The sequence below is a fragment of the Psychrosphaera haliotis genome (assembly GCF_009728465.1).
In the GTDB taxonomy this organism is placed as follows: Bacteria; Pseudomonadota; Gammaproteobacteria; order Enterobacterales; family Alteromonadaceae; genus Psychrosphaera; species Psychrosphaera haliotis.
Map to the genome: position 1 here is coordinate 123335 of NZ_WOCD01000003.1, position 20331 is coordinate 143665.

The 20331-nt window shown below is 38.5% G+C and carries 21 protein-coding genes; 12 read left to right on the forward strand and 9 right to left on the reverse strand.

Annotation, left to right across the window (positions count from 1 at the left end; genetic code table 11):
* Positions 1 to 15: 15 nt before the first annotated feature.
* On the forward strand, positions 16 to 1215 hold the full coding sequence (locus tag GNP35_RS05135) for an aminotransferase class V-fold PLP-dependent enzyme (RefSeq protein ID WP_155695104.1): 1200 nt from the start codon (positions 16 to 18) through the stop codon (positions 1213 to 1215).
* A 10-nt stretch (positions 1216 to 1225) separates the two neighbouring features.
* Entirely contained in the window at positions 1226 to 1675 is a 450-nt protein-coding gene (locus GNP35_RS05140; protein ID WP_155695106.1) for a SufE family protein, read from the forward strand.
* On the opposite strand, the gene GNP35_RS05145 is transcribed toward GNP35_RS05140, so the two are convergent.
* Positions 1640 to 2707, reverse strand: a complete 1068-nt coding sequence (locus GNP35_RS05145) for a DUF3549 family protein (RefSeq protein WP_155695108.1) — start codon at positions 2705 to 2707, stop codon at positions 1640 to 1642. The genes GNP35_RS05140 and GNP35_RS05145 overlap by 36 nt on opposite strands.
* A gap of 94 nt (positions 2708 to 2801) precedes the next feature.
* On the opposite strand from GNP35_RS05145, the gene truC reads away from it, so the two are divergent.
* Positions 2802 to 3563, forward strand: a complete 762-nt coding sequence (gene truC, locus GNP35_RS05150; protein WP_155695110.1) for a tRNA pseudouridine(65) synthase TruC — start codon at positions 2802 to 2804, stop codon at positions 3561 to 3563.
* 2 nt (positions 3564 to 3565) lie between these two features.
* Entirely contained in the window at positions 3566 to 3985 is a 420-nt protein-coding gene (locus GNP35_RS05155) for a flavodoxin domain-containing protein (protein ID WP_196492439.1), read from the forward strand.
* Positions 3986 to 4116: 131 nt separating this feature from the next.
* On the opposite strand, the gene topA is transcribed toward GNP35_RS05155, so the two are convergent.
* Positions 4117 to 6786, reverse strand: a complete 2670-nt coding sequence (topA, locus tag GNP35_RS05160; protein ID WP_155695112.1) for a type I DNA topoisomerase — start codon at positions 6784 to 6786, stop codon at positions 4117 to 4119.
* Between the two features lie 392 nt (positions 6787 to 7178).
* Between topA and astB the strand changes: the two genes are divergently transcribed.
* The gene (gene astB, locus GNP35_RS05165; protein ID WP_155695113.1) at positions 7179 to 8525 is read left to right on the forward strand and encodes an N-succinylarginine dihydrolase; all 1347 of its coding nucleotides are present in this window, start codon (positions 7179 to 7181) and stop codon (positions 8523 to 8525) included.
* A 146-nt stretch (positions 8526 to 8671) separates the two neighbouring features.
* Here astB and GNP35_RS05170 read toward each other — a convergent pair whose 3' ends face one another.
* On the reverse strand, positions 8672 to 11416 hold the full coding sequence (locus tag GNP35_RS05170; RefSeq protein WP_196492440.1) for an Ig-like domain-containing protein: 2745 nt from the start codon (positions 11414 to 11416) through the stop codon (positions 8672 to 8674).
* Positions 11417 to 11610: 194 nt separating this feature from the next.
* Here GNP35_RS05170 and GNP35_RS05175 point away from each other — a divergent pair, with 194 nt between their 5' ends.
* On the forward strand, positions 11611 to 12969 hold the full coding sequence (locus GNP35_RS05175) for a dicarboxylate/amino acid:cation symporter (RefSeq protein WP_155695118.1): 1359 nt from the start codon (positions 11611 to 11613) through the stop codon (positions 12967 to 12969).
* A 111-nt stretch (positions 12970 to 13080) separates the two neighbouring features.
* On the opposite strand, the gene GNP35_RS05180 is transcribed toward GNP35_RS05175, so the two are convergent.
* Positions 13081 to 13470 carry a DUF3192 domain-containing protein gene (locus tag GNP35_RS05180; protein ID WP_196492441.1) on the reverse strand — a complete coding sequence of 130 codons (390 nt, stop codon included), beginning with the start codon at positions 13468 to 13470 and terminating at the stop codon, positions 13081 to 13083.
* 160 nt (positions 13471 to 13630) lie between these two features.
* Between GNP35_RS05180 and GNP35_RS05185 the strand changes: the two genes are divergently transcribed.
* Entirely contained in the window at positions 13631 to 13921 is a 291-nt protein-coding gene (locus tag GNP35_RS05185; RefSeq protein ID WP_155695120.1) for a hypothetical protein, read from the forward strand.
* 41 nt (positions 13922 to 13962) lie between these two features.
* Here the strand turns inward: GNP35_RS05185 and syd are convergent, their stop codons facing one another.
* Positions 13963 to 14517: a SecY-interacting protein gene (gene syd, locus GNP35_RS05190; protein WP_196492442.1), complete on the reverse strand. Its 555-nt coding sequence runs from the start codon at positions 14515 to 14517 to the stop codon at positions 13963 to 13965.
* Between the two features lie 65 nt (positions 14518 to 14582).
* Here syd and queF point away from each other — a divergent pair, with 65 nt between their 5' ends.
* Positions 14583 to 15431 (forward strand): NADPH-dependent 7-cyano-7-deazaguanine reductase QueF, encoded by an 849-nt coding sequence (gene queF, locus GNP35_RS05195; RefSeq protein WP_155695124.1) that lies wholly within the window; start codon positions 14583 to 14585, stop codon positions 15429 to 15431.
* Between the two features lie 11 nt (positions 15432 to 15442).
* Positions 15443 to 15832 carry a ribonuclease E inhibitor RraB gene (locus GNP35_RS05200; RefSeq protein WP_155695126.1) on the forward strand — a complete coding sequence of 130 codons (390 nt, stop codon included), beginning with the start codon at positions 15443 to 15445 and terminating at the stop codon, positions 15830 to 15832.
* A 144-nt stretch (positions 15833 to 15976) separates the two neighbouring features.
* On the opposite strand, the gene GNP35_RS05205 is transcribed toward GNP35_RS05200, so the two are convergent.
* Entirely contained in the window at positions 15977 to 17398 is a 1422-nt protein-coding gene (locus tag GNP35_RS05205; protein ID WP_155695133.1) for a sodium-dependent transporter, read from the reverse strand.
* A gap of 152 nt (positions 17399 to 17550) precedes the next feature.
* On the opposite strand from GNP35_RS05205, the gene GNP35_RS05210 reads away from it, so the two are divergent.
* A complete protein-coding gene (locus GNP35_RS05210; protein ID WP_155695142.1) occupies positions 17551 to 17850 on the forward strand; it encodes a YciI family protein in 300 nt (99 codons plus the stop codon).
* Positions 17851 to 17896: 46 nt separating this feature from the next.
* Entirely contained in the window at positions 17897 to 18325 is a 429-nt protein-coding gene (locus tag GNP35_RS05215) for a lysozyme inhibitor LprI family protein (protein WP_155695144.1), read from the forward strand.
* Here GNP35_RS05215 and GNP35_RS05220 read toward each other — a convergent pair.
* From GNP35_RS05220 to GNP35_RS05230, 3 genes are read right to left on the reverse strand one after another with little or no spacing between them, the layout of a single operon-like run.
* Positions 18315 to 18782, reverse strand: coding sequence for a hypothetical protein (locus tag GNP35_RS05220; RefSeq protein ID WP_155695146.1), 468 nt, complete (start codon positions 18780 to 18782; stop codon positions 18315 to 18317). The genes GNP35_RS05215 and GNP35_RS05220 overlap by 11 nt on opposite strands.
* A 3-nt stretch (positions 18783 to 18785) precedes the next feature.
* Positions 18786 to 19019, reverse strand: coding sequence for a hypothetical protein (locus GNP35_RS05225; RefSeq protein ID WP_155695147.1), 234 nt, complete (start codon positions 19017 to 19019; stop codon positions 18786 to 18788).
* Positions 19020 to 19022: 3 nt separating this feature from the next.
* Complete coding sequence (locus tag GNP35_RS05230) at positions 19023 to 20036, reverse strand: nucleoid-associated protein (protein WP_155695148.1); 1014 nt, start codon at positions 20034 to 20036, stop codon at positions 19023 to 19025.
* Between the two features lie 62 nt (positions 20037 to 20098).
* On the opposite strand from GNP35_RS05230, the gene GNP35_RS05235 reads away from it, so the two are divergent.
* The gene (locus tag GNP35_RS05235) at positions 20099 to 20323 is read left to right on the forward strand and encodes a YejL family protein (protein WP_155695149.1); all 225 of its coding nucleotides are present in this window, start codon (positions 20099 to 20101) and stop codon (positions 20321 to 20323) included.
* The last annotated feature ends 8 nt before the right edge of the window (positions 20324 to 20331 follow it).

Here is a 20331-nt window from a genome sequence, read left to right on the forward strand (position 1 = left end):
TTTTTATGCGTAATTATGAGCCTCAAACAATTATTCCCATTTTTTAGTAATAACCCTGACCTTGTCTATCTTGATAGCGCGGCAACTACTCAAAAGCCTAAACAGGTAATTGATGCCATTAGGCAGTTTTATCAAGCTAACAATGTAAACGTGCACAGAGGCTCATATCAAGCAGCCCAGCATGTCACCGCTCAATATGAACAAAGCCGCACTTGCGTCGCTAAATTTATTGGTGCAGGCAGTTCTAGCAACATTGTTTGGACAAAAGGCACTACTGACTCAATAAACTTAGTCGCTCAAAGCTGGGCAAACCACAATCTTAAAGCAGGTGATGAAGTTGTAGTGTTAGCCTCTGAACACCACGCCAACTTTGTTCCTTGGCAGCAACTCGCCATTAACAAGCAGTTAAAGCTGACAATTATTGAATTATTAAAGAATGGCCAAGTAGATTTAGAACAATACGCCCACGTTATAGCAAACAAACCTAAATTAATTGCGATTCAACATGTATCGAATGCTTTAGGGACTATATACCCTATAGCAGACATGACGCGCATGGCAAAAGAGTCAGGAGCGACCGTTTTAATTGATGGCGCACAGGCTGTTGCTCACCTTCCAGTAAATGTAGAAGCGCTAAATTGTGATTTTTACGTTTTTTCTGGTCACAAACTATATGGCCCAACGGGCATAGGTGTTCTGTATATTCACAACAGGGCCAAAAGTGGGATGCAAGCAGTAAACTTTGGCGGTGAGATGATCACTAAGGTGACGAGAACAAACACCCAATTTAGAGAAATTCCAGCCTTATTAGAAACAGGTACTCCTAACATTGCTGGTGTTATTGGGCTAAAGGCGGCTATTGAATTTATTAGTAGTCCAAATTATCAAACACAGCATAATCAAATTACCCTAATACATTCACAACTTGTTAGTGAGCTAAAAAAGAACCGCAACATTCAGCTTTATGGTGATATGGACAATAATGTAGGCGTAGTATCTTTTACTATTACCGGTGAATCGGTGGCTGATATAGGTATGTTATTGGATCAACAAGGGATTGCCGTTCGTTGTGGACACCACTGCGCAATGCCGCTCATGGCCGCATTAGGTGTTGATGGCACCGTTCGTGTGTCTCTTGGTGTTTATAATGACAGCAACGATGTTACAGCCTTTATTAAAGCACTTAACAACACCATCAGTTTATTAGATATATAAGTAGGCGAAAATGCAGAAAGATATTATTGAGTTCTCCAATCAGTTTCATTTTACGTCTTCTGACGTAGTGGAAATACTGCTAAAAGAAAAAGGTTGGCAAAATCAATATCGACGTATCATGTTATTAGGTAAAGAACTGCCCGAACTGTCTGCTTCATTAAAGCTAGATGACAAGTTAGTTGCGGGTTGTGAAAGCAGTGTGTGGTTAAACTATCAATGGGTAAATGGCCAATTAAAGCTTGCGGCGTCGTCTGACTCAAAAGTGGTAAAAGGCTTAATAACTATTATTCTTGCTGCTTATAACAACAAAGAGCAAAACCAAATATTAGACTTTAAGATAGAAAGTTATCTTGATGAACTTGGCTTATTACAACAGCTAAGTCCATCAAGAGGCAATGGTATTAAAGCCATCGTCAATAAAATATTATTGGTTGCCGAACAAGGTTCCAATCGATCTTGAAACAGCTGCCGTACGATTTGGATCTCGCAATAGGCCAAGCAAACTAGCACGTGTTGCAGGAACGGCTACTAAGTCTGCAAAAATCCCGGCAAATAACTGTTGGTTACTATGCTGCGCTACTTTATCAAAATAAAGATTTAATAACTCAGGGTCGTTTAAATAATCCCAAAAGCGACCTGCAATTATTAAATATAAACTCTCTTCATTTAAATCTGGTTGCGCCAACAAATGACTAAGCTGTTCCTTTACCAAACCTTTTGCTTCACTGCCCGCCATACATCTTAATAAATGAAATACTTCTTCATGATCTGAAGAGTCTAATGCGATGTTCTGTTGCTCTATTAGTTTAGTGGTTAGCAATGTTGAAATTGTTGAATGCTCCAACGTGCCACCTAATACACTTAATATCTGTACCGTTAGTTCATCTAACTTTGCTATTAGGTTACTTTCGTTGTTCGTATCTTCAATTCTAGCGGCAAAATCAGCTATACCCTGAACCGTAAGCTCCTGCCACTTATCCGTACTAATTTCATTGTTAAAGTACGACTGAACATGTTCATAATACATAGACGCAGGTTGTTTTAACGCGACTTTTACCTTTGCATTAAAAGACGCCTGCTTATTTTGATCTGGCGTAAATGAATATGGATGATTGTCTAATTTTTCAGATGAACTATCGTTATTGCCAACAATAGCTGACCCTAACTCTTTAATAACAATTGATATAAAGTGATCACGTTGCTGCAAATTTAATAAGCCAAGCTCGTCAACATCAAATTGTAAAAACCAAATAAATGGGTTGTTTACTTTCGCTTGTTTACTTTCTTTTTGATCCCAAAATAAAACCGCAAATCTAGCTTTTTGTTGCAATGGATAAGGGTAAGGCTTTTCACCTCGTTCCATGACGGCAAAGTCATTTTTATTAATCGATTGAATCCTTCTGCCCATATCAAAAACGCGCCAATTAGCGTCAGCTTTCGCCATTAAGTCTGCAATAGTTGGAACTGGGTTATTTGGAGTTGCCGTCGTCATTATTTATCCTTTGAATTATTTTGCCTGGCAATTATAGGGGCTCTCGCCTTTAAGTGGTATCCTTTCTGCTAAATATTCATTGAATAAACGAACAATGCGAAACATAATTTTTGATCAAGCGCCTGAATTATCAATTTTATATCAAGATGAGTTTTTAGTGGCAATAAACAAACCATCGGGTTTGTTAGTTCACCGAAGTGAAATTGATAAGCGTGAAACGCTATTTGCGCTTCAATTAACCAGAGATCTTGTTGGCCAACATGTATTTCCGGTGCATCGTCTAGACCGACCAACTTCTGGTGTTCTTCTATTTGCATTAAGCAGTGAAGTTGCCCATGAAATAAACCAGGCGTTTATAGAAGGCTCCATTGAAAAAACTTACTTAGCCGTGGTGCGAGGACATACACCAGACTCTTTAAAAATTGATTACGCATTGAGTTACATTCACGATAAATTTGCCGACAAAGACCGCGATAAAGACTTGCCACCACAAGAAGCACAAACTCTACTTAAAACACTAGCAAAGGTTGAGCTTCCATTTCCATCGGGTCGTTATGAGTCAAGCCGTTACTCTTTAGTTGAGTTAACGCCTAAAACAGGTCGAAAGCATCAACTTAGGCGCCATATGGCACACATCAGGCATCCAATTATTGGCGATACAAATCATGGTGACGGCAAACAGAATAAATCAGCCCGAGCAAACCTTGATTTAACAAGACTGGCATTGCATGCTAAATCACTGAGTTTTAATCATCCTATTTCGAAACAAAACATAACCATTACGGCCCCCTTAGATGACGCTTTAAATCATTTAATAAATACGTGTGGTTGGGAAACAGATTTACAAGGAAAATAAATATGGCAACTGTAGCAATTATAATGGGTAGCGTTTTTGGCGCGGCTCAAACCCTGTCAGCCACGGTTCAAAATGAATTGCATGCTGCTGGTCATACAACAATATATAATAACTCTGCATTAGTTGGCGACATTCACGACGTTGATGCGTGTTTAGTTATCACTTCTACAACAGGTCAAGGTGATCTGCCTAATAATATTGAAGGTTTTTACTTTGGCGCAAGGGATACAATGCCAATGCAAAATCAAAAACCTTTTGGGGTAATTGCTCTGGGCGACTCAAGTTACCAGACATTTTGTGGCGCTGGTGAAAAAATGGAAGAGTTATTTTATGAGCTTCAAGGCATAGCTCCAATTCCTATGCTAAAAATTGATGCATGTGAAACATTAGAAACCAGAAACAAAAGCGCTACCTTGGCTTAAAGAATGGATGACACACATCCCTGCCTAAGGCACCAACAAAAAAGCCGAAAGATTAACGTCTTTCGGCTTTTACTTATGTTTTAGTGAATCAAAAACTCACACTAATTAACAGACGTTTCCAATATTAAGCGTTATTTTTTCGCTTTTGCTTTAGGCTTCGCCTTTGCTTTAGCTTTTGGTTTTTTGCGTTTGTCTTCCGCTGTCCATTCACCTTCAGTAAACCAAGCAGACCAACCTGTTGCCTTACCATTATCATCTTCAGTCATAACGTATTGCTGTTTGGTTTTACGACTAAATCTAACTTTGGTTTTATTACCATCTGGATCTTGCGCTGGCGCGTCAGCTAGGTAATAGAACTTAGGACTAATCCTATCTCTAAACCTTTGAAGCTCTTCTACAAATGGAGCTCTCGTTTCTCTAGATTTAGGGAAAGTTGAAGCAGCCATAAATAAACCAGCGGCACCATCACGTAACACAAAGTAACCATCAGATTTTTCACATGGCAACTCAGGCAAGTGAGTTGGATCTTCTTTTGGAGGCGCAGCTTCACCGTTTTTAAGTAATTTACGCGTGTTCTTACATTCAGAGTTAGTACAACCAAAGTATTTACCAAAGCGACCAGATTTTAATTCCATATCTGATTGGCACTTATCACACTCGATAAGTGGGCCGTCATAACCCTTTAACTTGAACTCACCATTCTCAATAACAAACCCTTCACAAACGGGGTTGTTACCACAGATATGAATTTTGCGTTTTTCGTCAATTAAATAACTATCCATTGCCGTTGAGCAAACTGGACAACGTTTCATATGACGCAATGCTTCCGCTTCTTGCTCCTCATTGGTCACGCTTTCTGCTTCGTCACCTGAGGTTAAGTTCATGGTATTTGTGCAACGCTCTTTTGGAGGCAGTGCATAACCTGAACAACCTAAGAATACACCTGTACTTGCTGTACGGATATTCATGTTACGACCACATTTACCGCACTCAATATCCGTTTCAATTGGCGTATTTTGGCGCATGCCGCCTTCATCAGACTCTTGCGACGCCACTTCTAGGTTCTCTTTGAACTCTTTATAGAATTCGTCAAGAAGCGCTTTCCATTTCAAATCACCATGCGCAACTTCATCTAATCGACCTTCCATTCTTGCTGTAAAGTCGTAGTTTAGTAAGTCTGTAAAGTTTTCAACTAGGCGATCTGTAACAATCTCGCCCATTTTTTCCGCATAAAAGCGTCGGCTTTCTAATCTTACATAACCTCTATCTTGTATTGTGCCGATAATTGACGCATACGTTGAAGGTCGGCCAATGCCTCTTTTTTCTAACTCTTTAACTAAACTGGCTTCTGAAAAACGAGCAACAGGTTTAGTAAAGTGTTGTTTCGGCATCAACTCTTTTAATGCTAACTCTTCACCCACTTTAACATCAGGTAATTCAAGGTTTTCGTCGTTTGCTTTTTTAACAGCAGGTTGAACACGAGTCCAACCATCAAACTTAAGCACACGGCCTTTCGCTCGTAATTCAAAGTCTCCAGCGGTAACCGTTACGTTTGTAACATCATATTCTGCTGGCACCATCTGACAGGCAACAAATTGGTTCCAGATAAGCTCATACAAACGTACAGCATCTCGTTCCATGCCGTCTAACTTATCTGACGTTAAACCAACATTTGACGGTCTAATCGCTTCGTGGGCCTCTTGAGCGCCATCTTTGCTGCCGTACATCATTGGTGATTTAGGTAAATACTTTTCACCAAATTCACTTTGAATAAACATACGACAAGCACCAACCGCCTCAGAACTAAGGTTCGTTGAGTCAGTACGCATATAAGTAATATGACCAGCTTCATAAAGTCGCTGCGCCATCATCATAGTTTTCTTAACACCAAAACTTAAACGCGTACTCGCTGCTTGTTGCAAAGTTGATGTGATAAATGGTGCTGACGGTTTGCTCTTCGAAGGTTTGTCTTCACGGTTGCTAACGGTAAATGCTTGAGACTTAATGTCTTCTAAAACGGCATCCATTTGGCCTTTATTCACCGGCTTAAATGTTTTACCTTGCTGTTTAGCAACTTCTAATAAAATCGCCTGTTTGGCAACCGTCGTGGTATCCGCATGCAAACGCCAAAACTCTTCTGGAATAAACGCTTTAATTTCACGCTCTCGTTCAACAACAAGACGTACTGCTACCGATTGAACTCGACCAGCTGATAACCCTCGAGCAATCTTTTTCCAAAGCAGTGGCGACACCATAAAGCCAACAACTCTGTCTAAAAAACGACGCGCTTGTTGAGCATTTACACGGTCAATGTTTAATTCACCCGGCTTTGAGAACGCCTGTTGTATTGCACTTTTAGTAATCTCATTAAATACAACACGTTTAAATTTATCGTCACTTCCGCCAATAATTTCCCGCAGGTGCCATGCAATAGCTTCCCCTTCGCGGTCCAAATCCGTTGCGAGATAAACTTGGTCAGCATCTTTGGCGAGCTTTTTAAGTTCGGTTACTACCTTTTCTTTGCCTGGTAGTATTTGGTATTTAGCCGCCCAACCTTTATCAGGGTTGATGCCCATGCGTCCAACTAATGCTTCTTTGTCTTTTTTTGCTTTTAAGGCTGCCTTTTCTTCGACAGACATGCCTTTAGTTGATGTTCTTTCCGCGGCCTTCTTAGGTCCACCGGACGTGGGTAAATCACGAATATGACCAACACTAGACTTAACAACAAAATCCTTTCCGAGGTACTTGTTGATAGTTTTGGCTTTTGCTGGTGATTCTACTATTACCAGAGATTTTCCCATAATTCCTCAATCACTTATAAAACTGTTTCGCCGCTTAACTTTTAAGCCACGTGAGTGTTTTTGGTTTATTTGCGTAGTTATACTAACTTATAAGATATATATGCGATTCTATTCGACTTCAAGCATAAATCGCTATCAATTTCTTTCTTTAACTTAGATTTTTCTGCTTAACTGCGTATAATATAAACGTTTTACAGCCTCTGACAGGCAATGTTTACAAGTGTTACAGGGATTTTTGTTAGTTGCAAAATTATTTAGTTTTAATTTTGAATTTTATTTTCAATCATTCTGGAACACTGAAAAGTTGAAAAATCAGCTTTCACTATAAAAATAATAATTTTTTTTCTGAATAAAAATCTATTTGGAAATGAATATAGAGGAGTTATCAATAAATGAAGTATTTTGAAGCCAATTTCGATGGTTTAGTTGGGCCGACTCATAATTATGCTGGTCTTTCTGTTGGTAATGTAGCCTCCTTATCAAACGCAAAAGACGTATCTAATCCTAAATCTGCGGCCAAACAAGGTCTGCAAAAAATGAAAGCATTGCACGACATGGGATTAAAACAAGGCGTACTTGCTCCTCAAGAGCGCCCTGACATGAATGCATTGCGTCGCTTAGGTTTTACTGGCTCTGATGCAAATATCTTACAGCAAGCTAAACAGCATGCGCCTCAAATATTACGAGCAGTGTATTCAGCGTCGAGTATGTGGACCGCTAATGCAGCGACTGTTTCACCGAGTTCAGATACTGCCGACAAAAAAGTTCATTTTACACCTGCAAACCTGACCAATAAGTTTCACCGCTCTTTAGAGCCAGAAACAAGTGGCCGAATTTTACAAGCCATGTTTGCAAACGATGAACATTTTGCTCATCACCGCCACTTGCCTGACAATGATCATTTTGGTGATGAAGGCGCTGCAAACCATACAAGATTTTGTGATGACTACGGACAAGGTGGTATCGAAATGTTTGTGTACGGACGTTATGCGTTTGATCACAACAAGCCTGCACCGGTTAAGTATCCTGCTCGTCACACATTTGAAGCCTGTACCGCAGTATCTAGGTTACATCAGTTAAACGATTCAGGCGTTGTTTACGTTCAGCAAAATCCAGATGTTATTGACCAAGGTGTATTCCATAACGATGTAATTGCCGTAGGTAATCAAAATGTGCTGTTTTACCATGAGCAAGCGTTTTTAAATACTGAGGAAAAACTAACTGAGCTTAACCGCAAATATGCAGCGCAAAACAATAAAGAGATGCACTTTGTTAAAGTAGCTTCGAATCAAGTTAGCGTTGAAGAAGCGGTTAAAACTTACCTTTTCAATACTCAGTTAGTTGATATCGGTAATAATGAAATGGCTATCATTGCACCAATGGAGTGTAAAGAAAGTGCGTCTGTATCGGCATACCTAGATCAACTTGTTAGCCAGAATACACCAATTAAGAAAGTACACTTTTTTGACGTTAAGCAAAGCATGAGAAACGGTGGCGGCCCAGCCTGCTTGCGTTTACGCGTTGCGTTAAGCGAGCAAGAGCTAGCAGCTACTAATCAGCACGTGCTAATGTCAGATCAGTTATTTGGCACATTAAACAATTGGGTAGACAAACATTATCGCGATGAGTTGTCTGAAAACGACCTAATTGACCCTAGCCTAGTAATGGAATCTCGTACGGCCTTAGATGAGCTAACTCAAATATTAAACCTTGGTTCTGTTTACGACTTCCAACGTTAATTTTTTACGAGCCTTAAAGAAAAAGCGACTTCTACGTCGCTTTTTTATATAAAAAAAGGAGCCAACTGGCTCCTTTTCACTTTATCTAGTATTCATTAAAAGCTTTAAGGTAATAAAAAGTAAAAGCTCTAATGGCAATACAAAGGTTAGTCTGTAGTCAAACAGCTATTGTCGGTTCCATAATCATGTCGAGTTGGAGCAAACTTCTCATCGGTTACGTCATCCTGTAAAACTGGCAAGGTAATCTTCAATGTACGAGAATGCTCTGTACCGGCCATCTTTGCCGAAACAACAAAATCTAAATCAACCCAAGCCGCATATGATTGCGGGTAAACAATCGAAATCATTGTTGAGCCGTTCTCATCTGTAACAAAGTTACCTTCTGTTCTAACAATATTGCCCGGGTCTAAAACACCATTACCGTTAATGTCTTCATCAAAACCATCGCCGTTAACAGTAGCGTCTAATACACCATCACGGTCTATGTCTTCATTTGTACATGTAACTGAGCGTTGAGAAATCCATTTTATAAATGAATCATCTTCAGCATCAATTTGCTGAACCCAAATGCCCTTAGCGTAATGAGTAGGTACTGCTGATATGCTAAGTTCAACACCTGATATAGGATTACTATTTACGTCGGTAACGTAAACTGGAATATCGTATTGGTATTCTTGTGGTGTCGGTTCTGCTAGAGCATTACCAAGCCCCGCTGTAATGAACAACTCTCGTTCTGCTACAGTGATCCCAACACTATCCGATACACACTGTTTACCATTAACGGTGCAACTATATGTATCGTCTAAACTATTGTTATTGGTATTTGATCCTGTATCTCTAGAAATTGAACAATTACTTTCATCTCCGCTAACATCTGTACAGGCTGCTATAGCTACACCACTTAAAGACGACACAGTATTTGACGTATAAACCGTAGTGGCTAATCCATTGCTATCGGTAATATTTGTTGCTGGAAAAATTTCCCCACCACTTACGTCAAACAATTGGAAATTAACCGGTCTATTTTTGACTAGGTTCCCGTCTTGATCTCTTACAACCGCACTTACAGTCGACTGTTGGCCATTAGGGCCAATGGAGAATGGTGACGCTTGTAATGTAATTTGATGTGCTTCTTCTGCTACAAATTCAAACTCAAACGTTGCAGACAACCCAGGTGCCTTTGCTGTCAAAATTGCTGGACCTGCATTAGAAGAAACTAACATTACCTCTACAGAACCATCGGTTGTTTCAACTTCAGTGGTTAAAGGCATATCAGTGTCTGGATCTGATCCATTCGCAAATATCTGACCTCGAGTTGTCGAAAATAAGACGTCACCTTCAAACGGTGCATCATCTTTTTGCCATGTTAGCTTAAAAGTACCACCTTGCTTCATAGGCACTTCACTAGTAGTCACAACTTCATCATCAACAGTAAGTTCATCAATTATGAAAGTGTCTGGTGAAACTGAAATCACAAAACTAGTGGTTTCCCCAAGTGCCGTAGCAACAATCGTATCAGAGCCACTAGCCGTAGCGTCATATTTAAACTGTGCGCTTCCAGAGGTTCCTGTTTCGACATAAGAAAGGCCATTAGCACCATCGACAGCTAAAGCTCCACCATTTTTACTTAGTAGTGCATTATTGTTTTCACTAGAAAGGTAGACTCGTTTTTGAGTAATACCAGAACCATCTGAGTCTAATACCTCAACAGTAAAGTCTGCAGCATTTCCTGTAACAATAGAATCATTGCCGTTAATCTTTATAGTTGTACCCGTTACGATAACCTTCACTGTATCAAGCTTGTCTCCAACAAAAGCATCAACTTCAATATCTCTGCTTTCAGGTGCGTTGATGGTATTTAATGTCGCCGTTGCTTTACCGTCTGCTCCAGTAGTTGCTTGAGTTACTGCAACACCTCCAGAAGTAGAACGAAACGAGACAGTAACCCCTTCCATTAGGTTATTGTTGTCGTCTTTAATAAGACTAACTAAGTTAACTAGTTGAGCACCTGAAGAGGCCATTTGAAAGGAGTCAGATAACAGTTCAATACTACCTATAGATTTTGCGGCTTCAACGTCTCCGTCACCCGCAGATTCAAATATTACTTTTTGTATTATTTCTTCGTTATAAATTACATTAATAATCCCGGCACCACTTTGGTTAGATGCCTCTAACGTTAAGCTAGCAAAACCATTTTTATCTGTCGCTATTCCACCGTTATCCACACTTAAATTAACTAAACCTGTCGCTCTTTCGTCTAACTCAACGTAAACGATATCGCTTGAAATTGGCTCGCGGTTGTCATCGTTAAGCTGAACCACAATAAGACCAGGTTCAGAAGAAGAAATAGTTGTCAGTGTTGAACCTGTGAGAGAGTCGAAAGTTTCCGGTAAAGTGCTAGTCGGTACTAAAAAGGCTTTATGATTATTATTTGCTACTTGGTCTCCAACTGAGGTGTAGTCAATGACAACAGTACTTACAGAACCAACACTGGTGCTCACTGTTATCGAACCTGCCCCCGCTTGCGACGCTCCTGTTGCGGTAACTTGAGCTTGTCCACTTGAGTCTGTTACGGCTTGCGTACTACCAAGGTTAACAAATGCACTGTTTGAGTTCGCAAAATTGATTGTTGCATCTTCGACAACTTCGCCATCTAAGCTTAGAGTAGCGGTTAACGTCCATACTTCACCAAAATCAATACTAGATATAGTTGAGCCATCTGAAGATACATAATTTACCGACAATTCATATACATTCGAATCCCCCGAACCTGAATCATCTGTGGAACTGCCATCTGACAGACTACCGTCGCCACTACAAGCAACGATTAAAAATGTAAATAAACCAACTATAAAGCTTTTCATTGAGCTTTTAAGAAGCGCTGGTGACATGTAACTTCTCCCTATTAAAATATGCATCTGCAGCAATCTCTGATGCTAAGTTAATAAATATCAATTTATTACACAATGCTTTTCTATTATTTTTTGTATTTTGAACAATGATTAATCGCCCAAAGGTGAAATTAATTCAATTTTATGATTATATTGCGCCTATAAATTAATTCATAAAATAAGAATAAATAAACATGACGCCTCAACAGGAAAATAAAAAGATGGGTTTAACCGCTCGAATTTTAGTAGGGATGATAGCCGGCATCAGCATCGGTATATTTTTTCAAGCGCTATTTGGAAGCAACGGAGACTTCGTAATACCTTTAGGGTTTGCTGAACTCTCTATAAAAGACTTTTTTGTCGACGGGTTATTTAATGTCGGTGGCGCCATATTTGTAGCTAGTTTAAAAATGATTGTAGTGCCACTTGTGTTTGTATCTTTGGTGGTGGGCACATGTAGCCTTAATGACACATCAAAACTTGCTCGACTTGGTGGTAAATCTATCGCCTTATATTTGTTAACCACTGCAATCGCCATTACTTTAGCAATTGTTGCTGCATTAATTATTGCACCAGGCGAAGGCGTTAACATGGCAACCGAAGCCAATTATGCAGCTAAAGAAGCGCCCGGTTTTGCACAAGTATTAATTAACATGTTCCCTACTAACCCTATAGCTTCTATGGCAAACGGCAATATGTTACAGGTTATTGTCTTTGCATTGCTATTTGGTATTGCAATGGCATTAGCAGGCAAGCCAGGTGAAAGACTTGCTGCTATTTTTGTTGATATCAATGCCGTGATTATGCGTTTAGTTGTAATTTTGATGAACCTAGCACCTTACGGCGTCTTTTGTTTACTTGCTAAGTTAATGACAACAATGGACTTTGCAATCATTGCCAACCTAGGTAAATACTTCCTACTAGTAGTTGCAGTTTTACTGTTCCATGGTTTGGTTGTTTATGCCCTGCTATTAAAGTCATTTACAGGATTAAATCCTATTACATTCTACAAAAAAATGCGTGACGCTGCCCTTTTTGCATTTAGTACATCAAGCTCAGGCGCTACATTGCCCGTTACAATGGAAACAGCGACTAAAAAACTAGGTGTAAACAACTCTATTGCGTCGTTTACTTTGCCAATGGGTGCAACTTTAAACATGGATGGCACTGCGATTATGCAGGGTGTAGCTACAGTATTTATCGCACAGATATTTGCCGTTGATTTAACAATAGGCGACTACCTTATGGTTGTGCTTACAGCAACATTAGCTTCTATCGGGACTGCGGCCGTGCCGGGTGTAGGACTCGTTATGCTAGCAATGGTATTGCAGCAGGTAGGCTTGCCAGTTGAAGGCATAGCATTAATCTTAGGTGTTGATAGATTATTAGATATGACACGCACAGCTGTGAACGTAACTGGTGACTGTATGGTGAGTTGTGTTGTTGCGGCATCTGAAAAAGAATTCGACTACGAACGTTTTAACAATCCTGATGCAGGTCTATCTAGTGAAAAAGTAGACTTCCACAAATTAGGCGAAGAAAATAAAGTTTAACTTCTTCTATTTAAAGCAAAAAGGCCTGTATTTACAGGCCTTTTTTATGACTGGTTTTAACCCGTATCGAATATTTAAGTTAGTCGAATCTGGTTTTTATCATTTGCCAGATTAAAGTCGGGAGTAAGCCTTATCGCCAAAACCAACTAATTCCCCACCGTTAAAAATCAAAGCCGTGCATTCATCTTTTGTCGTTTCACCATCTGAATGTTTGTGCATAGTACGATAAAAAATAACTTGAACCGCCTTACCTTCTTTTTCAAACGCTTCATTAAACCTAGGCGTTCCCATTAGGCTTCTTACTTTCTCAAAACTGTCGCCTAGTTGTAAATCGGCAATTTTTTGGTTATTGACTCTTTGCTCTTCCTTCCAAGCAGAATCAGAGTTTGAGCTCATCCAATTGGCATCTGGACCGTCATCGGTTCCGACAATGATACAGCCAGTAAGCGAGGCTGCTAAAGGTAATGCAATTAGTAACTTATACAAGTTTGAGTTTTTCACTTTATAGTCCTTTCTAAAAATAAGAAGTTATTGTTATACTTTAAAAACTATTATACAAAAACAATTCCAACTTTTAAGTAGCTGATATAAAAGAAAATTATTAAACCAGCGCAAAGCACTTTTGTTAAAAACATAACTTTATGGTCAAAAACACTAAATAATGAATACAAATGAAGTACTAGCTATATGCAAACAACTTGCCTTAGAAGGCAAACAACCCTCCGTCGCTTTGGTTAAAACAAGAATGACGGGACCTAAAGTGTTACCGCTAATAATTGAAGGAATTAAACAGTACTCTGCAAACCCAAACATAGCGCTAGAGAAACACGAGACCCATGTTGAATCTGAACTAACTGATAAACTGCGTATTATGCAGCTAGAGCGAGATGCAATGGAGTTAAAGAAGCAAGTTGAAGAACTTAAAGTGATTATAAAAAAGCTCACTAGTTAAGTGAGCTTTCAAAATGAAGCGAATTAATTGCGAACTTTGCTTTAGAACACTAACTCACTTTTTTCTAAAAACTCAGTTAGATTGTTAGCTATTGTTTCATGCGGCTCTTTTCCAACATACTCTAAACAAACTTCACCCGAAGTATTGTCAACAACCAAATTTAGATCATCTTGCTCTGTTAAAGCAAAAAACAAGGTTGGTTTTTGCTTTAATTTCTGTTTCATCAAAAGGTGTCCAACTAAGTTTTGTTGAAACCTTTCAAAATCATCGTCTGACCAAACCTGCAGCAGTTGAAAATCCCCTTTTTCATGCTTCATGTTTAAATTATCTGAAAAATAAAGCGTGAACAAGTCACTGTATTGCTGATTTATCTCTAATTCAAAAGCCTCGCCGACATTATCAAAGCTCTTCTTTGAGTTAGTGTTACCCGACTGCAATACAGGTTGCCAAAACGCTCCATCAGAGTTTGACTGCGCGCATGGCGATGGCCAATCATCATCTAACTCTAATGCAGGATAACCTCGCTCCTTTGCCATTTCGTGCCAGTTGATAATTATTTCCGTTAAAACCGGCGTTAAATTCGAATTTTTAGACATTAAACCTTCACTTTTAATGGTTGGCATTTACAATATACAGCACACTAATATATAGATTTTTAACTATGACAGCAAAATATAATGACGATGCAGCGCTTGCTAATCTATCCCTTGGCAAGGCAACTGAATATGCTACCGAATACCAGCCTGAGTTACTTCAAGGAGTACCGCGAAGCCTAAATCGCAACGATCTAAACTTAGGAGCTGAATTACCTTTCAAAGGTATCGATCTTTGGACTGGATACGAAGTAAGTTGGTTAAATGCTAAAGGTAAACCTATTGTTGCCATTGCTGAGTTTTATGTACCCATTACCAGCCCAAACTTAATTGAAAGTAAGTCATTTAAACTATACTTAAACAGCTTTAATCAAACAAAGTTCGCTGATTGGTCCTTAGTCCATACATCAATGACTACTGATTTAGCAAATTGTGCTGGCCAACCTGTTAGTGTACGTTTACACGACATTAGTGAAGTTAACCATTTTCAGGTTAAGGCGTTACCTGGTGAAAACATTGACGGCTTGGATGTCGAGATAGATAACTATCAGTTTGATACTTCATTGCTTAAAACCAGTAAAGCCGGCGTGCCAGTGCATGAAACCCTAAATAGTCACCTATTAAAATCCAACTGTCTAATTACCAACCAACCAGACTGGGCTAGTGTAATTATTGAATACAAAGGAACTCAAATTGATCGAGAGGCACTATTACGGTATTTAATATCTTTTAGGATGCACAACGAGTTCCATGAACAGTGTGTAGAACGAATTTATACCGACTTAATGGAACACTGTAATCCTACAGAATTAAGTGTCTATGCTCGTTACACAAGGCGTGGTGGATTAGATATAAACCCGTTTCGTTCTAACATACATGATACTATTCCGTTTAATATTAGAATCAACAGACAGTAAGAAGAGTTAAAATGAACTTCCCAAAAGACGAAACTGGCCAAATTTTACAAGAAATGGCCGATGCTGGTTTTGATTTCGAACCCGACTACGTTATCGACTTTTTTGCACTATTTCATAAAGAGGAAGATGCAGACAAAGTTGCAAAAATATTTATGCGCCGCATAGAAGAAGACGAGCCAATTGTAAAAGTAGAAACTCGTAACTATGACCATGGCGGTGAAGCAAGTGATGCCATAGAGTTGCAAGTATCAAAAGTACTGAAACCGACTTATGAGCTGATCAGTGAGTTTGAGAAAGACTACAAGCGCATAGCAGAAAAGCACAGTGGCTACTCAGATGGCTGGGGTGTATTCATGGGTGATGATGACTACGACGATGAAGAAGATTCATATACTGAATAATTCGTTGGGTTTAAATAAAAAAAGCCGCTTTTCATAAGCGGCTTTTTTATATCTTAAATTTCGTTTTTATTCGTTATTTTTAATAGCAACATTTTGATTTAGTTGCTTTTAAAAACTCGAATTAAATTTAAACACTAAATAAATTTAAAACACTAGGTTGAGACCAAAGAACTTTCTCGCAACTGTATCAATGAATATAAGCGTCAACAAAATTGGAATAATAGTTGATAGCGCAAAGTCACTGTATTTAAGCAAAAACTTATGTTTACCTGGCGCAGCCCCTTCCATTAATTCATTATTGAAGTTGGCTTTTTTCCAACGAATTGAAACAAATAAACAAATTAACAAGCCGTTTAGTGGCAAAATAGTATCGTAGAACACATCATAAATTACGTCGAATAAAGACTTATCTGCACCCGCATAATTGACGAAACTAGTAAAGAAGTCAGACATACCAAATGACATAGTCGCTGCAACTGATAACAATACAACCATTACGGCCAATGTCGATAAAGACTTCTTACGAGATAAGTTTTTCTCACCCATGATTGCAGAGTTAGGAACTTCTATAATAGAAACTAAAGAAGTAATCGCGGCAAAAAATACTAATAAGAAGAAAATCGAAGCTACTGCACTTGCGCCAACGTAACCAATGTCTGTTTGCAATGATAAGAAAATCTTAGGTAGCAATACAAAAATAAGAGATATAGAGGACTCAGAAAGCTCAGACGTATTTACATTTGGGTCAAAACTGAAAATTGCAGGAAGAATTAATAGTCCTGCAAAAAACGCAACACCCGTATCAGTTAATGCAACCAATTTTGAAGAGTCTGCAATGTCTTGTTTTTTGCTCATATACGAGCCATACGTTACTAAGATACCCATACCTAACGATAATGAGAAAAACGCTTGAGACAAAGCACCACTTACCACACTGCCAGTAATTTTACTGAAGTCAGGTAATACGTAAAATGAGACACCAGCCAGTGCGTTATCAAGTGTTAAAACATAAATAACAAGTAATACTAGCAACAAAAATAATGCTGGCATTAAGATTTTTGCAGCCTTTTCGATGCCCTCTTTTACGCCACTCATTAAAATAAAGCCCGTAATCGCCGATACAATTGCCATATATATAAATAACTTAGAGCTAGTAACAAACTGGCCAAATGTATTTGGATCCGCTAGCAATGCTAAGTCGCCAGTCACGGCAGAGAACAAATAACCGAAAATCCAAACGGTAATGACTAGATAAAATACCCCAATCATAAATGGCGTAATAACACCTAACCATCCGGCTAGTTTCCACTTACTGTCGTTTTCAGAAATTTTTGAATAGGCCCCAAGAGGGTCTTTATTGGTGTGTCTTCCAACGGCCATTTCGGCCATCATGACTGGTAAACAAATGATAATGACAAACAGAGCATAAATGAATAAAAATGCTCCCCCGCCGTTTTTAGCTGCTGCTACTGGAAAGCCAACCAGATTGCCGATGCCAACTGCTGATCCTGCTGCTGCCAATATAAAACCAAGCTTTGATGAAAAATGCTCTCTTTCCGCACTCATACAAACTACCTTTATTATAATTATTTTTAATTGTGTACTGAGCCATGCTACCAAGTAATTTGAACACTGTCTTCCCATTCAACTTGATTTTTCCTGCAATTAAAGCAAGATCCGCTGAAAATATAATTTACAACCCAATTTAAGGAAACAAAATGTATTACATGATCTATTCTGAAGATGTGGCAAATTCATTATCAAACCGATTGGCAACTCGAGAAAAGCACTTAGCTAGATTAATTGAATTAAAAGAACAGGGCCGATTACTCGTTGCTGGTCCGTTACCAGCCATTGATAGTGAAAATCCTGGTGAAGCAGGTTTTACTGGCTCTTTAGTTGTTGCAGAGTTTAATTCTTTAGAACAAGCAAAAACTTGGGCAAACAGTGACCCGTACTTGGCCGCTGGTGTTTATGCGCAATCTATAGTTAAGCCTTATAAAGTTGTATTGCCTTAATAAAAAATGTTCCACAACCTTAAATAAAAGTACCCGAGGTGTAAGTTTGTTAATCCGTTTATTTATCTTTTGTTTCTCGCTTAGCCTTTCAATGCTGGTATCAGCAGAGGAAAGCTTCTTTTATAGCTCAAAAGAAATCACTGACTGTAAACAAAAACATAAAAGGCCCATGGACTATACGCTGTGTCTTGATGCAGCGTTTGTACAGGTTGAACGGGAACTGATGACCTGGGAAACCAATGTAGAGATTATCTTACGAGACCTAAACAAGGAAGAAACGGGAAACAACCCTCTCCTACTTTATAAATCTTCTATTCGCTACTTTAATAAATATAAAAAAGCCACCTGCAAGTGGCAATATATAGCTATGTTGCCAGACGTATCCTCATCGATATCAATGGCTAAAGAGTGTGAGATTTATATGACTAAAGACCGCATAAGCAAGTTAAAAGAACTTAGTAAACTCAATTTTTAGGTTGTTCATCACTATCTATAATAAGGTCAGCCTCAGACCTTAACTTAGACTTGTTACGAATATTAGAAAATGGGTCTTCATTATTACTTTTAGTGTGAGGACCTTTTTTTGATTTCAACTCTTCATTATCAAAAGTCGTTGACGTGTTATTAGAGGTTTTTGCAAACTTTTTCAAAAAGCTTAGATTTTGATGCCCTTGCTTTTTGGTTTTAGAAAAGCTCGAAAATATATAAATATAGAAACCCGTTAGCGCTAAATAGGCAATCCACTTTATAAAAAATGAACTGGCGATAAAACTTTGGCCTTCATTTGCAGTTGCAACATAATCTAAATAGTCTTTATGGACCAAAGACACCAATAAAAGTGCAAATAAATACGCTAAAGTTGAGAGCAGTTGGCCTTTGTACTTCTTCCAAACCGTAATTAAAAACGTCCATCTAGCAATATGTTGAAACATCACCTAACTCCAAAGTGACAAACCCAATAGAGAAGCCAGCACTAACAAGCCCTTCTCCTTTGCGCTGCCATAAATTTTATCTTCTTCTTCTTTTACAAGAATTTCCAATTGCGCTTCATTAAAATCGCTCGGAGTTTTACCCGCAAGCATGATTCGAGTTTCGGCTTTTTTAATCGCCTTCTCTCTAACTCGAATCTCTACTTTACGTTTTAGGTTTAATGACTCTTTAATTTTCATTTTTTACTCTAGGCCAAACTCATTAAGTAATACTGCTTTTAGAGACGCTGGTACACCCTTAATAGTTAGTTCGTCTGATTGAGGATTATAATTAACTCTATCACCTAACAAAATTCGGTCAAATGAAACGGACACACCTTGGCCACTACCTGACAATTTTACCAATTTACGAACTGTACTTTTATCAAGTGTTACATTGTCATCAAATGAATAGTCCTGCTGGCTAATAAAGTCTTTAAACTCATTGTCGGAAGAAATAGAAAGCGTATCATTAAGCTCACTTAACCTAGCATCTTCGCCACTGGCAATACGTTCATTACAATATTCATAAACTTTTTCACGTGTTTCGGACTTTTCATTTGGATCCATGGTTTCAACAGACATAAAGTCATCTATCGCCGTTAAAAGCTCTTTGCTTTGTGACTTCGCATTAATGGTTTCAGTGCAACCTAACAAGTCCATAAAAAAGTCATTTACTTGCCTACCAGCACGGCCTTTTATAAAAGAAATAGTTTTTAAATCATCACTACTGTGTAATAAACTACTCACGTCTATACGAGCGGCTAGTTGAATTTTATTTATATCTAAATGGCGTTCACGTTTAATACCAAATTCATTATCAACTGAAAAGTGGTCTGTTAAATTTACTACACCAACCATCACATAACGAGTTGCCACATATTCATAATCAATCAGCAGCAAATAACCTGTCTCTTCAAACTCGTACTTTTCTAGTTCAGCTTGAAATATCTTTAGCACTTCTTTAGAAAGATGATCAAAAGGGACCTCTTGACCTAAATAGCTATGCAGTCTGTGTGAAAACGCTGTATTTTTCTCTTCCGAAAATGCCGCGTAGCTTTTACTTGGTTTAGCGTTATAAATATTATGCAATTGCTCTACAAAAGTTAAAGACTTGGTCAAACTTTCGTCGGCCATTACTGCCCACTTTGTTGAAAATTCAGTTTCAGCCTGCTTTTCGTAAAAAGCGATAGAAAATTGATTTACTGCTAATGACATATGTTTTCCTAGCCCGCTATTGTGTTAAGATCCGCATCACGAACCATTAATAAGATTTCTTTATGCCAATCATATCAAAATACTCAAACGATGAGATTAATAATTTAGTAGAACAATTACTAGATGTTGTAGAAAACAACAAAGTTTCTGTCGATTTAGCGCTTATTGCTTTAGGTAATACCGTTAGTAATATTATTGACGATAATATTAAACCTGATATAAAAGAACAAATAGCAAAAAGTTTTGCAGATGCCCTGTTGAACTCTTTAAGTGCATCTAAGCGCTAACAGTACTT